17 protein-coding genes are annotated in these 16,901 nt (G+C 63.0%); 6 read left to right on the top strand and 11 right to left on the bottom strand.

Annotated elements, in window-relative coordinates:
• Positions 1–37: 37 nt before the first annotated feature.
• Genes FMM02_RS10630 through FMM02_RS10585 form a run of 10 tightly spaced genes read right to left on the bottom strand, consistent with a single transcriptional unit; the run spans position 38 to position 7,268 of the window.
• Positions 38–850 (bottom strand): pyrroline-5-carboxylate reductase family protein, encoded by an 813-nt coding sequence (locus FMM02_RS10630; RefSeq protein WP_147494815.1) that lies wholly within the window; start codon positions 848–850, stop codon positions 38–40.
• Positions 851–854: 4 nt separating this feature from the next.
• A complete protein-coding gene (locus tag FMM02_RS10625; protein WP_147494814.1) occupies positions 855–1,349 on the bottom strand; it encodes a type III secretion system chaperone family protein in 495 nt (164 codons plus the stop codon).
• An 11-nt stretch (positions 1,350–1,360) separates the two neighbouring features.
• On the bottom strand, positions 1,361–1,648 hold the full coding sequence (locus FMM02_RS10620; protein WP_147494813.1) for an accessory factor UbiK family protein: 288 nt from the start codon (positions 1,646–1,648) through the stop codon (positions 1,361–1,363).
• Positions 1,649–1,652: 4 nt separating this feature from the next.
• The gene (locus FMM02_RS10615; protein WP_147494812.1) at positions 1,653–2,186 is read right to left on the bottom strand and encodes a TspO/MBR family protein; all 534 of its coding nucleotides are present in this window, start codon (positions 2,184–2,186) and stop codon (positions 1,653–1,655) included.
• A complete protein-coding gene (locus tag FMM02_RS10610; protein WP_147494811.1) occupies positions 2,187–2,927 on the bottom strand; it encodes a TlyA family RNA methyltransferase in 741 nt (246 codons plus the stop codon).
• Entirely contained in the window at positions 2,917–4,008 is a 1,092-nt protein-coding gene (locus FMM02_RS10605; RefSeq protein ID WP_147494810.1) for an endonuclease/exonuclease/phosphatase family protein, read from the bottom strand. Before FMM02_RS10605 ends, FMM02_RS10610 begins: the two co-directional genes overlap by 11 nt.
• Positions 4,005–4,409 carry a hypothetical protein gene (locus tag FMM02_RS10600; protein ID WP_147494809.1) on the bottom strand — a complete coding sequence of 135 codons (405 nt, stop codon included), beginning with the start codon at positions 4,407–4,409 and terminating at the stop codon, positions 4,005–4,007. The genes FMM02_RS10605 and FMM02_RS10600 overlap by 4 nt, the downstream gene beginning before the upstream one ends.
• A gap of 14 nt (positions 4,410–4,423) precedes the next feature.
• On the bottom strand, positions 4,424–6,352 hold the full coding sequence (dxs, locus tag FMM02_RS10595) for a 1-deoxy-D-xylulose-5-phosphate synthase (protein WP_147494808.1): 1,929 nt from the start codon (positions 6,350–6,352) through the stop codon (positions 4,424–4,426).
• A gap of 42 nt (positions 6,353–6,394) precedes the next feature.
• The gene (locus FMM02_RS10590; protein WP_147494807.1) at positions 6,395–6,853 is read right to left on the bottom strand and encodes a Fur family transcriptional regulator; all 459 of its coding nucleotides are present in this window, start codon (positions 6,851–6,853) and stop codon (positions 6,395–6,397) included.
• 46 nt (positions 6,854–6,899) lie between these two features.
• Positions 6,900–7,268 (bottom strand): MerC domain-containing protein, encoded by a 369-nt coding sequence (locus FMM02_RS10585; RefSeq protein WP_147494806.1) that lies wholly within the window; start codon positions 7,266–7,268, stop codon positions 6,900–6,902.
• 102 nt (positions 7,269–7,370) lie between these two features.
• Here FMM02_RS10585 and FMM02_RS10580 point away from each other — a divergent pair, with 102 nt between their 5' ends.
• The 6 genes from FMM02_RS10580 (at position 7,371) to FMM02_RS10555 (ending at position 15,108) form a co-directional block, all read left to right on the top strand.
• A complete protein-coding gene (locus FMM02_RS10580; protein WP_147494805.1) occupies positions 7,371–8,423 on the top strand; it encodes a COX15/CtaA family protein in 1,053 nt (350 codons plus the stop codon).
• Positions 8,420–8,764 carry a divalent-cation tolerance protein CutA gene (gene cutA / locus FMM02_RS10575; protein ID WP_147494804.1) on the top strand — a complete coding sequence of 115 codons (345 nt, stop codon included), beginning with the start codon at positions 8,420–8,422 and terminating at the stop codon, positions 8,762–8,764. Before FMM02_RS10580 ends, cutA begins: the two co-directional genes overlap by 4 nt.
• Positions 8,765–8,822: 58 nt before the next feature.
• Positions 8,823–12,281, top strand: coding sequence for a PAS domain-containing hybrid sensor histidine kinase/response regulator (locus FMM02_RS10570; RefSeq protein WP_147494803.1), 3,459 nt, complete (start codon positions 8,823–8,825; stop codon positions 12,279–12,281).
• 130 nt (positions 12,282–12,411) lie between these two features.
• A complete protein-coding gene (gene rplM / locus FMM02_RS10565; RefSeq protein ID WP_147494802.1) occupies positions 12,412–12,891 on the top strand; it encodes a 50S ribosomal protein L13 in 480 nt (159 codons plus the stop codon).
• 1 nt (position 12,892) lies between these two features.
• Complete coding sequence (gene rpsI, locus FMM02_RS10560; RefSeq protein ID WP_147494801.1) at positions 12,893–13,468, top strand: 30S ribosomal protein S9; 576 nt, start codon at positions 12,893–12,895, stop codon at positions 13,466–13,468.
• A gap of 188 nt (positions 13,469–13,656) precedes the next feature.
• Positions 13,657–15,108 (top strand): AMP nucleosidase, encoded by a 1,452-nt coding sequence (locus FMM02_RS10555; RefSeq protein WP_147494800.1) that lies wholly within the window; start codon positions 13,657–13,659, stop codon positions 15,106–15,108.
• A 29-nt stretch (positions 15,109–15,137) separates the two neighbouring features.
• Here FMM02_RS10555 and FMM02_RS10550 read toward each other — a convergent pair whose 3' ends face one another.
• Positions 15,138–16,883 (bottom strand): bifunctional metallophosphatase/5'-nucleotidase, encoded by a 1,746-nt coding sequence (locus tag FMM02_RS10550; RefSeq protein ID WP_187107771.1) that lies wholly within the window; start codon positions 16,881–16,883, stop codon positions 15,138–15,140.
• Positions 16,884–16,901 lie beyond the last annotated feature (18 nt).

The following is a 16,901-nucleotide window of genomic DNA, read 5'->3' as shown; positions in this document are numbered from 1 at the left end:
GATTTTGGCCCGCGACTAGGCGTCCCCCCGCCTAGGGTCAATTCCGTCGCGCGGCGTCAGCAAGTTCCTCGCCCCTGCGGACCGCGGCGGCGAGCATACGGTCAACCAGTGGTTGCAAGCCGTCCGGACCATCGAGCACCGCAAGCCCCTGCTCTGTCGTTCCGGCGGGGCTGGCCACGCGCCGGGCGATATCCGCCATCGATTCGCCGGTGTCGTCGGCGAGTGCAGCCGTGCCGATCAGGGTCTGAACGGCGACTTGCGCGGCCAGTTGCGGATCCAGCCCGAGCCCGGCCCCGCCGAGCCCCATCGCCGCGGCAAAGCGGGCGACATAGGCCGGACCGGCGGCGGCAACAGCGCCGATGACCGACAGTTCGCGTTCTTCGGCGCAAACCGGAGCCATTCCGAGCAGCTCGATCAATGGCAAAACTTCCCGGACAGTGGCCGCGTCGGCGCCGTAGACCGCGGTCACGCCCTGGCGCTGCTGGACCGGCAAGTTCGGCATGATGCGGACGACGCCGCGAACAGCCGGAAACCGTTCGGCGAGGCTATTTGCGGCAACGCCCGCGAGCATCGACATGATGATTGTGTCCGGACCCGTCCTCGGTTCCAGTGCGGGTACTACCTCGTCAAGCTTCTGCGGCTTGACCCCGAGCAGTACCAGTTTCGGCGGATCGCCGACAGGATAGTCGACTTGGGTCCTGATGCCCTCGACCGGCCTGCCGCTCGGGCGAACGACCGTCACGGCGTCGAAACCGAGGCCGGCGGCTTTCCAACCGCCGACCATCGCCGCGGCCATGTTGCCGCACCCGATTAGCCAGGTGGGAACGGGAAACCCGGTACCGCCGCTCATAACGTCACGCTTCGCCGGCGGTGTCGATCAGCGCCGCAGAAATGGCTTCGGTCGGTGACTTGCCGCCCCAAAGCACGAACTGGAATACGGGATAGAAGCGCTCGCACTCTTCGATTGCGGCTTCGCTGATCGCTTCGGCCTGTTCAAAGCTCATCGTCTCATTGTCGCCGACCAGTGCCGCATGACGAAACACGATCAGTCCTGAACCTGACCATAGCTCGAAATGGCCCAGCCAAAGCTGTTCGTTGATAAGGCCGATCGCCTCATAGATGGCGGCGCGCTTCTCGGCGCCGACCTTGATGTCCGGAAAGGCCAGGAACTGGAGGACCTGGTCGTCCTGCCGCCAAACGCCACGAAGCTCATATTGCGCCCAGCTGCCGGTCGCCGAAGCGATGATCTCGCCCTCGCCGGCTCGCTCGCAGGCCCAGCCGCGCGCTTCGAAATATTGTTCGAGCATTTCGATCGGCGCGCCGTCGTCCCGCTCGTCGCTGTCGCCCACGTCGCTCAGGGTCAGGCTCCCGGCTTGGGCTTGCGGGCCGGCTTCGGTTTCGACGGTGCCGAGCCGCCCTCAAGCGCGTCGAGGCGCGCCTTCAGCGCCTCATTCTCGTCGCGCGCGGCGATAGCCATCGCCTTCACCGCCTCGAACTCGTCGCGGCTGACGAAGTCCATCCCGCCGACCCATTCGCGCATTTTCTCGCGCATGGAGGCTTCAGCCTCGCGGCCTACGCCGGCCATGGTCCCGGCGACGCCGTTCATCATCTTGACGAGGTCGTCGAACATTCGGTTTTGAGATTGCATCCGATCAAGCTCCGCTAATGCCCAATGGCGCGGCGTCCGCGCCGGGGTTGAGGCGACCTGTCTCATAGTTGAGGGCGGTCGCCAGGCACAACCATAGAAGATAGGGAAGCAGCAGCCACCCCGCCACCGGACGAATTTGCCGAAAAAGCCGCGCGGTCGTCAGCGCGAGGATCAGCATCAGCAGGATGACGACCAGCGCCAGGTCAATCATGTGGAAGCCGAAGAAGATCGGCGACCATGCAAAATTGAGTGTCAGCTGCGCCGCGAACAGCGAAACCGCGGTCTTGCGCAGGGGCGTCTCGGGCTCGTTGAGTACTGCCGCAAGCGCAATCCCCATCATCGTATATAGCGTGGTCCACACCACACCGAACGCCCATCCGGGAGGCTGGAACGCGGGTTTGTCGAGCGGGTCATACCAATCGTTGCCAAACCCGCTGTTCGAAAGAACGCCGATCAGCGATCCGGCGATGACAATGGCCGGCGCGGCCACCAGGGCCTTTCGCCACAATCCCCGGTCGTTCCGTTCTGCGCTGGCCATTCAATCCTCCCTAACCGCGCCGAGCAGAAACTCGACATTTCCCTCCGGCCCGGTAATCGGACTGGTCTCAACCCCCAGAAAGCGCCACCCCTTGCTGCGGACCCATGACGCGGCTTCGTCACAAACGCGGGCGTGAACGGCGGGGTCCCGTACGACTCCCCCCTTGCCGACCTCGTCTCGCCCGGCCTCGAACTGCGGCTTGACCAGCGCCATCAGCGAGGCGCCCGGACGCGCAAGGTCGAGCGCCGCGTCGAGCACCTTCGACAGGGCAATGAAACTTGCGTCGCACACGACAATGTCGACGGGTTCGGGGATCAGCTCGCTCGACAGGGTCCGCGCATTGGTCTGTTCCATCACGATGACCCGGGGATCGCTGCGCAGCTTCCAGGCGAGCTGGTTGGTGCCGACGTCGACCGCGTAAACCTTGGTCGCGCCATTGGAAAGCAGCACGTCGGTAAAGCCCCCCGTCGAGCTGCCCACATCGAGCGCGGTAGCGCCCGTCACATCAAGGCCGAAGTGCTTCAGTCCATGGTCGAGCTTGACCCCGCCCCGCGACACCCAGGGATGGTCACGCCCCTTGACCGTCAATTCGCCATCCGCGGGTAACAGGTCGCCTGCCTTGGCTACCCGCCGGTCGCCATGGAACACATTCCCGGCCAAAATCAGAGCCTGCGCCCGAGTGCGGCTTTCGGCGAGCCCGCGTTCGACGAGCAGAAGGTCTGCGCGGCACCTATTGGCCACGGTCTTCTTCGCTTCGTTCTTGCAAGCCCTTCGACAGTTCCTGGCTGGCCTCGGCCTCAGTCCCGGCCGGCGCGGTCCGACTGACTTTGCGCTGGTCCGCGTCGCCGACCAGGCACAGGCTGAACAGGACCGGGAAATGATCCGAGCCGATATCCGGAAGGACGGCCATGTCGACGAGCTTGAAATGCGGCGAGACGAACAGATGGTCCAACGGCCAGCGCAAGAGCGGATATTTGGCGTTGAACGTCGGATAGAAGCCCCGGCCAACGCGCGGATCGTTGGTCCCGGCCACTTCATGGAACAGGCGGGACGTCCGCGACCAAGCGACATCGTTGAGATCGCCGAGCACGACCGCAGCCTGGCCCTCGTCCCTGACCTCACGCCCGACCATCACCAGTTCCGCGTCGCGTTCGCCGCTATCGTCGCCAGGCCAGGGCGGTTCGGGATGAACGCCATGAAGGATGAATTGCTGACCATTGGCCATGGTGACGGTAGCCCTGACCGAAGGCACCGCCGGCTGGACCAGGTGACGGATGCCCCCGTTCATCGGCAGGCGGGACAGAAGGAGCATCCCGTAGGTATTGGGAACCGGCTCCGCCAACCAATAGGGATAGCGATTGCGCAGTCCCGCCAGCCCGCGAACCCATTCGTCATTGGCTTCGAGGACCAGCACGATGTCCGGATCATGGCGTTCGATCTGCTGCAGCAATGGGCCCATGCGATCATTGGTCAATAGGACATTGGCATTGAGCAGCTTGACCCGGCTCGCCGTAGGACAGTTGGCGGCGCTCGCCACCTCCTTGGGGTAAAGCGGAAAATAGGCGAGGAAGTGACTGACTTGCCATGCCAGGGCGGCACCCGAGCCGATCGTAACCGCCCAGAATGTGCGCGAGCGCCTGTGTTCGAGCAGCCAAAGTCCGAACATCAGCGCTGCGAGGAGGCAGGCGACCTGAAGCCGCGGATAATCCCATTGACGAACCCACCACCGGTCGGTCTGCCAAAGTGGAAGGAACGACAGGATGGCGAGCAGTAGGAGGACGGCGATCAGGATCCGCTTGGCCCAGACCTTCCAGGCGGTCATGCGGCACTCCGGATGGTCCACCCGGCCATCAGGTCGAGGTGACGGCCAAGCTGCGCCACCGTGGGATCGGGCCCGACTGCGGAAAAGGACGGCAGCGCATCCTGTCCGCGCATCGAACGCCAGAAATGGAGGATCAGCGCCTCGATCTCCGGCCGGTCGATCATGATCTGCGATTCCAGCCGGTCCTTGGGCAGCGGACGCAGCGGCTCATGGTAGAAGGGCTCCAGCTCGCGCCATAGGAAGCGAATGGTTGTCGGGCTCACCCCCGATTTCCGCATGGCGCGCTCGAACCGGTCGAAATCGACCTGCCCGCGCTTGCGCCATAGCCAGCGATGCCGCCGCCGCGACATCGGCATGGTCAGGAAAAATAGAATGAACAGCCCGATCAGGCCGTAAAGCAACCAGTCGGCGAGTGTCAGGCGATCGCTCCCGCGTCAGCATCGACATGGTTACGGCGCAACGCCTTGAGGACCGTCTCGACGATGTGGGGCGCGTTGAGCCGGGCCTCATCATATTGTTTGGCGGGCGCGTTCTGATCCTGGAAGCTGTCGGGCAGGCGCATGGTACGAAGCTTCAGGCCGGCATCGATCAGTCCCTCGTCGCTGGCAAGCGTGAGCACGTGCGCGCCAAAGCCCCCAACCGCGGCCTCCTCGACCGTTACCGCAACCTCATGGGTCGTCAGCAACTTGCGGATCAATTCCTCGTCGAGCGGCTTCGCGAAGCGCAGATCGGCGACGGTCGTTGAGAGGCCCTTGGCCTCGAGCATGTCGGCGGCCTTTTCTGCCTCTTCGAGGCGGGTGCCGAGCGACAAGATTGCGACCTTCTTGCCTTCGCGGACGATACGACCCTTGCCTATCTCCAGCCGTTCGGGGCTGGTCGGCATGTCCACGCCGCGCCCATTTCCGCGGGGATAACGCACCGCGATCGGGCCGCCGTCATAAAGCGCCATGGTATGAACCATATGGACCAGTTCGGCCTCGTCGGCTGCCGCCATCACCACAAGGTTCGGCAGGGTGCATAGATAGGCCAGGTCAAAGCTGCCGGCGTGAGTGCAGCCATCCGCCCCGACCAAGCCGGCGCGATCCATCGCGAATCGAACCGGCAAATTCTGGATGGCGACGTCATGGACCACCTGGTCGTAAGCGCGCTGCAAGAAGGTCGAGTAAATGGCGCAGAACGGGCGGTGTCCTTGCGCAGCAAGGCCGGCGGCGAAGGTGACCGCATGCTGCTCGGCAATTCCGACGTCGAAGGTGCGGTCGGGGAAAGTCGCCTGGACCTTGTCGAGACCGGTGCCCGACGGCATTGCCGCCGTGATCGCAACGATCTTCTCGTCGCGCTCCATCTCTGCCTTCAAGGCGTCGGCGAAGACCGCGGTATAGGCCGGGGGTCCGCCGCCCGGGCCCTTGTCCTGCTTGCCCGATACGATGTCGAACTTGACGACGCCATGATATTTGTCGGCGCTGTCCTCGGCCGGGCCATAGCCCTTGCCTTTCTGAGTGACGACATGGACCAGCATCGGGCCGACGTCGGCATCGCGGACATTTTCCAGCACTTCGACGAGCGCTTCAACGTTATGGCCGTCGACCGGACCGACGTAATAGAAGCCCAGTTCCTCGAACAACGTCCCGCCAGTGACCCAGCCTCGCAGATATTCCTCGGTCTGTTCGGCCCAGCGCTGCACCGGATCCGGCATCTTGCGTGCCAGCTTGGCGGCAAGGCCGCGCGGGGTCAGATATTTGCCCGAACTCACAAGCCGCGCGAGCGAATTGCGAAGCGCGCCGACCGGCGGCGCAATCGACATGTCATTATCGTTGAGAATGACGATCAGTCGGTTGCCCGCTGCCTCGGCGTTGTTCATCGCCTCATAGGCCATGCCGGCGCTCATCGCGCCGTCGCCGATCACCGCGATGGCCCGGCCGGGCTGACCCGCGAGCTTATTGGATATCGCAAAGCCAAGCGCCGCGGAAATGCTGGTTGAGCTGTGCGCCGCGCCAAAGGGGTCATATTCGCTTTCCGCCCGCTTGGTGAAGCCGCTCAGCCCCCCTGCCTGGCGGATGGAGCGGATCCGGTCGCGCCGGCCGGTGACGATCTTGTGCGGGTAGCATTGGTGACCAACGTCCCAGATCAGCTTGTCGTCGGGCGTGTCGAAGACATGGTGGATCGCGACCGTCAGCTCGACCACCCCAAGCCCCGATCCAAGGTGCCCGCCCGAGGTCGAAACCGCGGAAATCATCTCGGAGCGGAGTTCGTCGGACAGTTGGCGCAACTTGTCCTTGGACAAGGCCCGGATGTCAGCGGGAAAATGAACCTGGTCGAGCAGCGGCGTATCGGGACGTTCGGACATAGGGAATTAGCCCTAAACCGTTAGCCGCACCTTATCCAGCGTTTAGCTGCATTCTCCGCACCGGCCACGCACTTCGATGACCGGCCGCACCTCGGCGAATCCGGCATGTTCGGCAGCATCACGCACGCCGCCGGACAATTTGTCGTCGTCTATGTGGGTCGCCTGCCCGCAATTGTCGCAGATCAGGAAGATGCAATCGTGAAGGCAGCCGGGATGCTGGTTCGCGACATAGGCGTTAGCGCTCTCGACCCGTCGCGCCAGATTGGCGCCAACGAACAGGTCGAGGATGCGATAGACGCTGTTGGCGGCAACCCTCTTCCCTCGAGCGCCCGATACCGCTTCGGCGATATCATAGGCGGAGGCCGGCTTGTCGAAGCTGGCGAGCGCATCGAAGATTGCCGCCCGCATATCGGTCCATTGCTCGCCCCGCTCCGCCATGCGCCGCGCTGCCGCGTCGCGCAGCGACGAACCTTCATGAAGCTGGTGAGAATGTCCCGACATGGAAAAAAGATAAGCCTGCCCGAGCAAAGCCGCAAGCGGCGATCACCTACTCACTGGCAATGTGGTTGAGGCGATGGCCCAGCGCCAGGATCGCGACCCCGACCACGGTATAGAGCGCTTCGCTTCCGTCATGGGGCAAAGTCAGCGCGCCGGCCATGACCCCAAGGCCAAGGCCGCCGATCGCGCTAGGCATCGCAAATCCATGCTCCCTGATCCCGCGGCCGAGCGCGATGACGCCCATGACCATCGCCAGCGACAGGCCGACTTCGTGAATCCAGTGGGCGCCGACAATGCTCCCGGCACTGGCTAGCAGGGCAAGAAGCACCGCGCTTGCCACGCAATGCACGACGCAAAGCCCGGAAAGGCCAATGGCCATCCGGTCCAGGCGATGGGTCGGAACTGCAAGCGGCGACATGGCGAAGGATATAACGTACCCGATCTAAAGTTACAACATCACATTGCACGTTTGACGCGGGTGTTGGCAAGCCGGCTCCGCCGTTCCATATCGCGCCGCGTCATGAACTCAGCCATCGCCGACAGGCCAACAACCGCTTCACGCCCCATCCGACCGGTCGCCATCTCCAACTGGCTGTTCATCGTCGCGGGGCTGGTGTTTCTGACCGTGGTCGTCGGCGGCATCACCCGGCTCACTGAAAGCGGGCTCAGCATCACCGTTTGGGACCCGATCAAGGGCGCCATCCCGCCCCTTTCCGATGCCGATTGGCAGAGCGCCTTCGACCTTTACCGCCAGACCCCCGAATATATCGAAATCAACGGTCCCGCCGGGATGGACCTGGCGGCGTTCAAATTCATATTCTTCTGGGAATGGTTCCACCGGCTGATCGGCCGGGTGATCGGGCTTGCCTTCGCCCTCCCCCTCCTGTGGTTCGCGGTCAGGCGCTCGATCCCCGAGGGCTTTGGCGGTCGGCTGGCCGGCCTGCTGCTGCTTGGCGCTGCGCAGGGTTTCCTTGGATGGTTCATGGTTCAGTCGGGCCTCGTTGACCGGACCGACGTCAGCCATTTTCGCCTGTCAGCCCACCTCTTGCTCGCGCTGTTCATCATAGCCGCGCTGATCTGGACCGCGCTTGACCTGCGGCAGTTGGCGAGGACCGGCGAGAAGCGGTTCGCCAGGATCACCCGTCCCGGCGCCATCACCTCGGCCGTCCTGTTCGTCCAACTGTTGCTTGGCGCCTGGGTCGCGGGGCTGGACGCGGGCTATGTGGCCAGCGATTGGCCGCTGATGCAGGGGAGGCTGGTTCCCGACGGCATCGACTGGAGCCAGGGCGTCGGCTTTGCCCTGACGCATGACCCGTTCCTGCTGCATTTCCTCCACCGCTGGTGGGCCTTCGTGCTGGTCCTGGCACTGGTCATCTTCGCGCGAAGGCTGAAGCCGCTCAGCGCGCGCGCCTCCCGAACGATCCATATCGTCTTTGGAACCCAAGTCCTGCTCGGCATCGCTACGGTCATGACAGGGATGAACATCGCCCTGGCGGTGCTCCACCAGGCGGTAGGTGCGCTCCTTGTCGCCAGCGTTGCCTGGGGAGTCCATGTAGCGGGGCAACGGTCATGATCGTCTCGGTCTATGCAGTTTTCGCCGACGCGGAGGAGGCAAAGCGCATCGGCAGGCTAATGGTCGAGGAAAAGCTGGCGGCCTGCGTCAACGTGCTTGGGCCCTGCCAGTCCATATACCGATGGGAGGGTGCAATCGAAGAGGCGACCGAATGTCCGGCGCTGTTCAAGACCACCGACGCGCATGCCGACGCGCTAATCGTGAGAATCGCGGAGCTTCACAGCTACGAGGTCCCGGCAATCATGGTCTGGCCGATCGAGCGGATCGATGATTCATATGCGCGCTGGATCGAGAGGGAAATCGGGACCTCAGTGGAACAAGGTAATGGACAGACGCATTGATAGCGCGCCGAAATAATAAATCACCGAGCGGCGTCACTGGGGGATCCGGAGTAATGAGTTGGAAACGGTAGACCCGCAGGCAGAATCGCACGGCGATCTCGGTTGGGACTTCTGGCAAGGCGCTCCGGTGGTGGAGGACATCCTCCCAGAATTGCCAGCCGGCATCCCCGACGAGCAAAGCTTCAGGCTGCTTGCCGACAATATTCCCACTCTCTGCTGGATCGCCAACGGCGACGGCTACATCGTCTGGTACAACCGCCGCTGGCATGAATATTGCGGCTCCACGCCCGAGGAGATGGAAGGCTGGGGGTGGCGTTCGGTCCATGATCCGGAACGATTGCCGGCTGTCATGGAACGATGGCAGCGATCGATCGCCTCGGGCGAACCATTCGAGATGACCTTTCCCCTTCGCGGGGCGGACGGGATTTTTCGTCCTTTCCTGACGCGAGTGCAGCCGGTACGCGACACCAGCGGCGCTGTGGTCCGCTGGTTCGGCATGAACACTGAAATTTCGGCGCAGGTCGAAGCCGAAGAGAAAGTGCGCGCAGGCGAAGCCAGGCTCCAGCTGATCCAGAAGGTCAGCGGGGTCGGAAGCTTCGACTATGATCTCCAGCGCGATAGGGCGGTCTGCTCGGACGAATATTACGAGATCATGGGCTTGCCCCCTCATGTAACGATCACACTCGACCGCTCTAGCGAACTCATTCATCCAGAAGATCGTGAGGAGACCCTCGCAGCTTTCGAAAAAGCCGTTACAGAGCAAGTTGCCTTCCAGCATGAGTATCGGATCGTCCGACCCGACGGCGCTATCCGTTGGGTCGCCAACGACGCAACGCTGGTATTGGACGAGGACGGCAATCCTTGGCGGTATGTCGGTGGACTGAGGGACATAACTGTCCGAAAAGAAGCAACCGAGGCGCTTCGAGAGACCAGTCGCCGGCTCGATGCCATCATCAACAACACCGAAATGGCGTTGTTCATGATGGATCATCGTCAACATTGTGTCTTCATGAACCGCGCTGCCGAAGTCCTAACCGGCTACAAGTTCGAAGAGACCCAGGGGCGTCCGCTCCATGATGTCATCCACCACACCCACCCCGACGGCACCCATTTTCCGTTGGAAGAATGCCCGATCGATCGCGCCTTTCCCGAGGAAAACCAGGTTAGCGGCGAAGAAATGTTCGTCCACAAGGATGGCCATTTCTATCCGGTCGCCTTCACCGCGTCGCCGGTCCGCGATGACCAGGGAAAGCCCATTGGCACGATCATCGAGGCGCGCAACATTGCCGAGGATATCCGGCGCAAGGCCGAGTTTCGCGCCAACAGCGACCGGTTAAGCCTGGTCCTGGCTTCGGCACCGGGCGGGCTGTACGTGGTGGACCGCGAAGGCCACACCACCTTGGTCAGCCAGGGTTTCCTCGATATGATGGGCTTCAAGGACGAATCCGAGGTCCTGGGGCGCAAGCTGCACGACCTGATCCATCACACTCACCCGGACGGAAGTCCCTATCCCGTCACCGAATGCCCCATCTACCAGTGCGCCAGCACCGGGAAGGTAGCGCATGTTCCCGACGAGGTGTTTTTCCGCCAGGACGGAAGCGCCGTTCCCGTCGAATATTGGGTGGCGCCGATCATTTCCGACGGGGAGCAGGTCGGGGCCAGTTGCACGATCGTCGACCTGACCGAGCGGAAAAAAGCCGAAAATGCGCTCGTCGCGGAAAGCCGGCGGCTTGAAACGCTCAACCGTACCGGGTCGGCCCTGGCTGCCGAGCTTGACCTTGAAAAGCTGGTCCAGCTGGTGACCGATGCCGGGGTCGAGCTGACTGGCGCCAAGTTCGGGGCGTTCTTCTACAACATGATCGATGCCGCGGGCGAGCGGCTGCTCCTGTATACACTGTCGGGGGCGAAACGGTCGGACTTCGAGAATTTCGGGATGCCCCGGCCAACGCCGGTGTTCAGGCCGACCTTTGAAGGCGAAGGGACGATCCGTTCGGACGACATCACCGCCGACCCCCGCTACGCCAAGAACGCGCCGCATAAAGGAATGCCCAAGGGCCATTTGCCGGTCCGGTCCTACCTCGCAGTCCCGGTCGTTGGACGGGACGGCGAAGTCATCGGCGGCCTGTTCTTCGGCCATCCCGAAACCGGCAAATTCACGCAGCGGCACGAAGAACTGATGACAGGCATCGCCGCCCAAGCCGCAATCGGCATCGACAATGCCCGCCTGTATCGCTCGCTCAATGCAGAGTTGGCGGAACGCGCCAAGGCCGAAGACGCGCTGAAGCTGCTCAACGAGACGCTCGAACAGCGGGTCAGCGAGGAAATCGCCCGGCGAAGCGAAGCCGAGGAAGCCCTGCGCCAGGCCCAAAAAATGGAAACGCTGGGCCAACTTACAGGTGGCATTGCCCACGACTTCAACAATCTGCTTCAGGTCGTGACCGGCAACATCGACCTGTTGAAGCGCCAATTGCCCGAGGATGCGGCGCGGCTGAAGCGTGCAGCCGAGAATGCCCTGGCGGGCGCCGCCCGGGCCGCGACGCTGACCCAGCGCCTGCTGGCTTTTTCGCGGCGCCAACCGCTATCGCCCCGCCCCACCGACATCAACCGCCTCGTCGCCGCGATGTCCGACCTGTTGCATCGCACTTTGGGTGAAACGGTTGAAGTCGAGACCGTCCTAGCTCCGCGGGTGTGGCCGATCGAGGTCGACCCGAACCAGTTCGAAAACGCGATCATCAACCTGGCGGTCAACGCCAGGGACGCGATGCCCGATGGCGGCAAGCTGACGATCGAGACCCAGAACACCCATCTCGACCATCAATATACGTCACGGCATCCGGAAATTTCGCCGGGCCAATATGTGGTCATCTGCATTTCGGACACGGGCAGCGGGATGGATCCGGAGACGCTTTCCAAGGCCATCGAACCCTTTTTCACGACCAAGGAGGTCGGCCGGGGCACTGGTCTGGGCCTGTCGATGGTCTACGGCTTCGTCAAACAATCTGGCGGCCATTTCCGCATCTATTCCGAGCCGGACGAAGGCACGACGGTCAAGATGTACCTGCCCCGACTGATGGGCGCGGTCCCCGAGGACGAAGTCGAAGATGCCATCGGCGCTTCGGCCGGCAATGGCGATGAAACCATCCTTGTCTGCGAAGACGATGACGATGTCCGCGCCTATTCGGTGCAGGTCCTGCGCGAACTGGGGTACCGTGTGCTTGAGGCGCATGACGGGCCCTCCGCCCTGCGCCTGATCGAACAGAAAGGGGAATCGATCGACCTCCTGTTTACCGACGTTGTTCTTCCGGGCGGCATGAGCGGCGCAGATATTGACCGCGAAGCCAGGAAGTTGCGGCCGAAACTGAAGACCCTGTTTACCACCGGCTATGCACGCAATGCCATCTTCCACCATGGCCGCCTCGATCCGGGCGTCGAGCTGATAACCAAGCCGTTTGGCTATTCCGACCTGGCATTTCGCGTTCGTGAAATCCTGGATGGAGTTTCAGCCTCCCAACGATAACCCGGTATTATATTACCCGTCGACAAAGCCCCGCTTTTGCTTGACTTTCTACCCGTTCGCCGCGATTAGGCCGCGCACAAGCGCTGCCGTCAAGGTGGCGTTTTCCTGTTTCAAGAAGAGGTCGCAGCCCATGAAGGCGCTGATGAAGACCACCAAGTCGGCGAAGCCGGCCGAGGTGGTGAAGAAGTGGCATCTGATCGATGCCGAAAATCTGGTGGTCGGCCGCGTGGCGACGATCATCGCCAACATCCTGCGCGGCAAGCATAAGCCGAGCTTCACCCCCCACGTCGATTGCGGCGACCATGTCGTCGTCATCAATGCGGACAAGGTGCGGTTCACCGGCAAGAAGCTCAAGGACAAGATCTACTACAAGCACACCGGCTATGCCGGCGGCTTGAAGGAAGTGCCCGCGGGCAAGATCCTCGAGGGCCGTTTCCCGGAACGTATCCTGGAGAAGGCCGTGGAGCGCATGATCCCGCGCGGTCCGCTTGGCCGTGACCAGATGCGCGCGCTGCACCTCTATAACGGCACCGAGCATCCGCACGGCGGCCAGAACCCCGAACTTCTCGACGTCGCGTCGATGAACCGCAAGAACAAGGTGGGCGCATAAGATGGCCGACAAGAAGAGCCTTTCCGACCTTGGCGCGCTGACCGGCCAGCAGGCCGAAGCTCCGGCCGCCGCTGAAACCCCGGCCGCTGAAACGGCGACCGACAAGACGGTCGAGACCGCCGATGCGGGCACCGAAACGCCGGTCAACATCCAGCCGGAAGCACCGCTTCGCGAACAGCAGCTGGACAAATATGGCCGCGCCTATGCGACCGGCCGCCGCAAGGATGCCGTCGCGCGCGTCTGGCTGAAGCCCGGCACCGGCAAGATCGAGGTCAATGGCCGCGATCAGTCGATCTACTTCGCCCGTCCAACGTTGCGCCTGGTGATCAACCAGCCGTTCGGCGTGACCGATCGCGCGGGACAGTATGACGTCATTGCCACCGTCAAGGGTGGCGGCCTGTCCGGCCAGGCTGGCGCGGTCAAGCATGGCATCGCACAGGCGTTGTCGCGCTATGAGCCGGCACTGCGCACCGCGGTGAAGCGCGAAGGCTTCCTGACCCGCGACAGCCGCGTCGTCGAGCGCAAGAAGTACGGTAAGGCCAAGGCCCGTCGTAGTTTCCAGTTCTCGAAGCGCTAAGCGGTTCGGATTTCGAACAAAGGAAGGGCGGTCCCGCCGGGGCCGCCCTTTTTCGTTGCCGTCGGTCGCTGAGCGCGCTGTAGCCTCTCAACAAGGGCCCGCGCGCCGGCATAGGGTCGACCGGTCTGAAGGCGCGTTTGCCCGGCCTGTCTTGCAAGCGCCACAAACTATGGGCAATCGGGCCATTCATGACAGAACAGAATAATATCGAATCCATCCTCGACGACCTGGAAACCCGCTACGAAGCCTCGGTCACCCGCCTTCGCACCGCGCTTGCCCGCTACGCTAAGAATGGGGTCCGACCCGATCCCGACGCACGCGACGACGGCGCCTTCGCCTACCCCGAACTTCGTGTCGAATATGATCCCGAAATCCCGCCGCCGACGCCGGCGCGCGCTTTCGCGCGGCTGAACCAGCCCGGCATTTATACGACGTCGATTGCCCGGCCCGCGCTGTTCCGCGCTTATCTGCGCGAACAGCTTGAACATCTGGTGCGCGACTATCCGGTGAAGATCAGCGTCGGCACGTCGGCCAGCGAAATTCCCTACCCTTACGTCCTCGACGGCGGCGATCTCGATTTGGAAGGCATTTCGACCGCCGAGCTGTCGCGCTGGTTTCCCTCGACCGATCTCATCCACATCGGCGACGAAGTGGCTGACGGCGCATGGGACGTAACGCTCGACCCGACCCGTCCGCTCGCCTTGTTCGATGCGCTCCGTACCGACTTCAGCCTTGCCCGGCTCAAACATTATACCGGCACCCCGGCAGAGCATTTCCAGCGCTTCGTGCTGTTCACCAACTATGTCCGTTATGTCGACGAGTTCGTCCGCTTTGCCGTAGCTGCGCTGCGCGACAAGGGCAGCCGCTTCACCATGTTGTCGGTTCCCGGTGGCACTTACGAGCATGGCGACCTCGCCGACGCCGAGGAGCAGATCGCGGCCGGCGTGTGGCGGCGGCACCAGATGCCCGCTTACCATCTGATGACCCCGGATGGTGACGGGATCACGCTGGTCAATATCGGCGTCGGCCCGTCAAACGCGAAGACGATCTGCGACCATATCGCGGTGATCCGGCCTGAGGCCTGGTTGATGATCGGCCATTGCGGCGGCCTTCGCCCCAGCCAGACCATCGGCGACTATGTCCTTGCTCATGCCTATCTGCGCGATGACCATGTGCTTGATGACGTCCTGCCGGTGGAAATCCCGATCCCGGCCATCGCCGAGGTGCAGACCGCGCTCTACAATGCTGCGTTGACCGTGACCGGCGAAGGTGAAGAAGCACTCAAGTCCCGCTTTCGCACCGGCACTGTGGTTACCACTGACGATCGCAACTGGGAACTTCGCTACACGCTCAGCGCACTGCGCTTCAACCAGAGCCGTGCGGTGGCGATCGACATGGAATCGGCTACGGTTGCGGCGCAGGGCTACCGCTTCAGGGTGCCTTATGGGACCCTGCTATGCGTCTCGGACAAGCCGCTCCACGGTGAATTGAAGTTGCCCGGCCAGGCCAACGCCTTTTACGAACGGGCAATCAGTCAGCATCTGCGCATCGGAATCGAAACGCTTGACCTTCTTCGCGAAGAAGGTGACGGGCTGCACAGCCGCAAGCTGCGCAGCTTCGATGAGCCGCCGCTGCGATAGCGGCCAGCGCTGGCGCGGCCGCCGCGGCCCTAGCTGCGCGGCGTGCGGTCGTCGATGCGTCCGAGACTGGGGACGTTCCCGCCCGCCTTCAAATAGGCCTCTGTCGCGTCAACATCGAGGATGTTGGCATCCACGACCGCGCTTGCGCCTTTCAAGACAGAAAAATTATCGCCGCCGCTGGCAAGGAAGTTGACCACCGTTACCTTGTAGGTAGCGGTCGGGACGATGCGGCGACCGTGCAATCGCATGTCGACGATCCGCTCACCCGCCGGCCTGGAAAGGTCATAGGCGAAGCGGAAGCCCTCGCTTGGAAGCAGCATGTTGGGCCGGGCGACGGTGTTAGTGCCGCTGTCGAACTGCTGTTCCAGCAACGCTTTCAGCTGGGCGCCGCTGAGCGTCAGCACGACCAGACTGTTTCCGAACGGCTGCATCGCGAAAATCTGGCCAAAGGTTACGGCTCCGCCCTTCCCGGGAACGATGTCGGCGCGCACCCCCCCGGTGTTGGAGAAGGCGATCTGCGCGCCCAGCTGGCGGGTTGCCGCAAGTTGAGCATCGGCGATGAAATTGCCCCCGGTCAGTTCGCGATCCTCATTCGCCTCCTTGGTAATCGGGCCGTCTAGCGAACCCACGACGCGCTGCGTCAGCGGAAGGGCGGCTGCGGTATATTTGTCGACCAGCGCGGCAGTCGCCGGATGCCTTGCGAAGACCGGGAAAGCGGGATGGACCGGTACTTGCCCGCCTGGCCCCGCAAAGCCTTCCCCCTGAACGAGGATATTGTCCGCGCTGGAGTGTTGCAGCCGGCCTTCGGCGTCGAACTGCAGTCGGATATCACTGATCATCGTGCCGTACCGACCGGCGCTGGTCAGCAGCAGCGGGCGTCCTGCGGTGCGCGCGATGTGGCAGACATAGGCGTAATGCGTATGGCCTGATACGACGAGGTCGACAGCAGGGTCGAGCCTGGCGATGATCGGCATGATGTCGCCGTCAAGCCCGGGGCAACTCTTGTCATTATATCCGCCGGTTGTTCGCCCGCCCTGGTGGATCAGCACCAGGATCGCATCCGCGCCGGCGGCCTTAAGCGCCGGGATGGCCGCGTTTACGGTCGCCGCCTCATCCTCGAACGTCAGGCCCGCTACACCCGCCGGGGTAACGAGCGAAGCGGTTTCCTTGAGGGTCATGCCGATGATGCCGATCTGGACATCGCCGAAATCCTTGATCGCGGTGCCGGGAAACAATGTCCGGCCACTGGAAGCGCGGACATTGGCAGCCAGGAACTGGAAATCCGCTCCGTCGAAGGGCTCCACCACACAGGGTTTGCGCATCGTGTGCTGGGCGCAACCTCCAGACTGGAGGCGGACGAGCTCGGCGCTGCCCCGGTCGAATTCATGGTTGCCGACGGCGTTGAACTCGACCCCAACCTCCTCCATCGCCTCGATCGCCGGTTCGTCAAGAAACAGCGAAGATACGAGCGGCGATGCACCGACCATGTCGCCGGCCGAGACGGTGACGCTGCGCGGATGACCGTTGCGCAGGGACTGCGCCGCAGTGGCCAAATAGGCCACGCCGCCCACCGGGATCTTGGCGATCGCGCCGCCCGGCAGTGTCGCATCGACTGTCGTTTTGGGCGGCTCGAGGTTGCCGTGGAAATCATTGATGCCAAGCACCTGCACCTCGATCGGCCCGGCAGTCGGTGAAGGCGGAACCGGGGTTCCAGGCGGCGCTTGCACGCAAGCTGCGACGAACAGCAGGGGAATGGCGAAAAGCAGACGGGCCATCGGCGAACTCCAACTTGG

This window comes from Sphingomonas xanthus (genome assembly GCF_007998985.1).
Taxonomy (GTDB): Bacteria; Pseudomonadota; Alphaproteobacteria; order Sphingomonadales; family Sphingomonadaceae; genus Sphingomicrobium; species Sphingomicrobium xanthum.
The sequence above is the reverse complement of the archived record's forward strand: the minus strand, read 5'-3'. Positions and strand labels throughout refer to the sequence as shown.

What these genes read in the sequence shown, in the direction of transcription:
- FMM02_RS10590 (WP_147494807.1), bottom strand. Translation starts at nt 6,853, where the DNA reads ATGTCGGGACATTCTCACCAGCTTCATGAAGGTTCGTCGCTGCGCGAC.
- FMM02_RS10585 (WP_147494806.1), bottom strand. Translation starts at nt 7,268, where the DNA reads ATGTCGCCGCTTGCAGTTCCGACCCATCGCCTGGACCGGATGGCCATT.
- FMM02_RS10630 (WP_147494815.1), bottom strand. Translation starts at nt 850, where the DNA reads ATGAGCGGCGGTACCGGGTTTCCCGTTCCCACCTGGCTAATCGGGTGC.
- rpsI (WP_147494801.1), top strand. Translation starts at nt 12,893, where the DNA reads ATGGCCGACAAGAAGAGCCTTTCCGACCTTGGCGCGCTGACCGGCCAG.
- FMM02_RS10550 (WP_187107771.1), bottom strand. Translation starts at nt 16,883, where the DNA reads ATGGCCCGTCTGCTTTTCGCCATTCCCCTGCTGTTCGTCGCAGCTTGC.
- FMM02_RS10580 (WP_147494805.1), top strand. Translation starts at nt 7,371, where the DNA reads ATGAACTCAGCCATCGCCGACAGGCCAACAACCGCTTCACGCCCCATC.
- FMM02_RS10605 (WP_147494810.1), bottom strand. Translation starts at nt 4,008, where the DNA reads ATGACCGCCTGGAAGGTCTGGGCCAAGCGGATCCTGATCGCCGTCCTC.
- FMM02_RS10615 (WP_147494812.1), bottom strand. Translation starts at nt 2,186, where the DNA reads ATGGCCAGCGCAGAACGGAACGACCGGGGATTGTGGCGAAAGGCCCTG.
- cutA (WP_147494804.1), top strand. Translation starts at nt 8,420, where the DNA reads ATGATCGTCTCGGTCTATGCAGTTTTCGCCGACGCGGAGGAGGCAAAG.
- FMM02_RS10620 (WP_147494813.1), bottom strand. Translation starts at nt 1,648, where the DNA reads ATGCAATCTCAAAACCGAATGTTCGACGACCTCGTCAAGATGATGAAC.
- rplM (WP_147494802.1), top strand. Translation starts at nt 12,412, where the DNA reads ATGAAGGCGCTGATGAAGACCACCAAGTCGGCGAAGCCGGCCGAGGTG.
- FMM02_RS10555 (WP_147494800.1), top strand. Translation starts at nt 13,657, where the DNA reads ATGACAGAACAGAATAATATCGAATCCATCCTCGACGACCTGGAAACC.
- dxs (WP_147494808.1), bottom strand. Translation starts at nt 6,352, where the DNA reads ATGTCCGAACGTCCCGATACGCCGCTGCTCGACCAGGTTCATTTTCCC.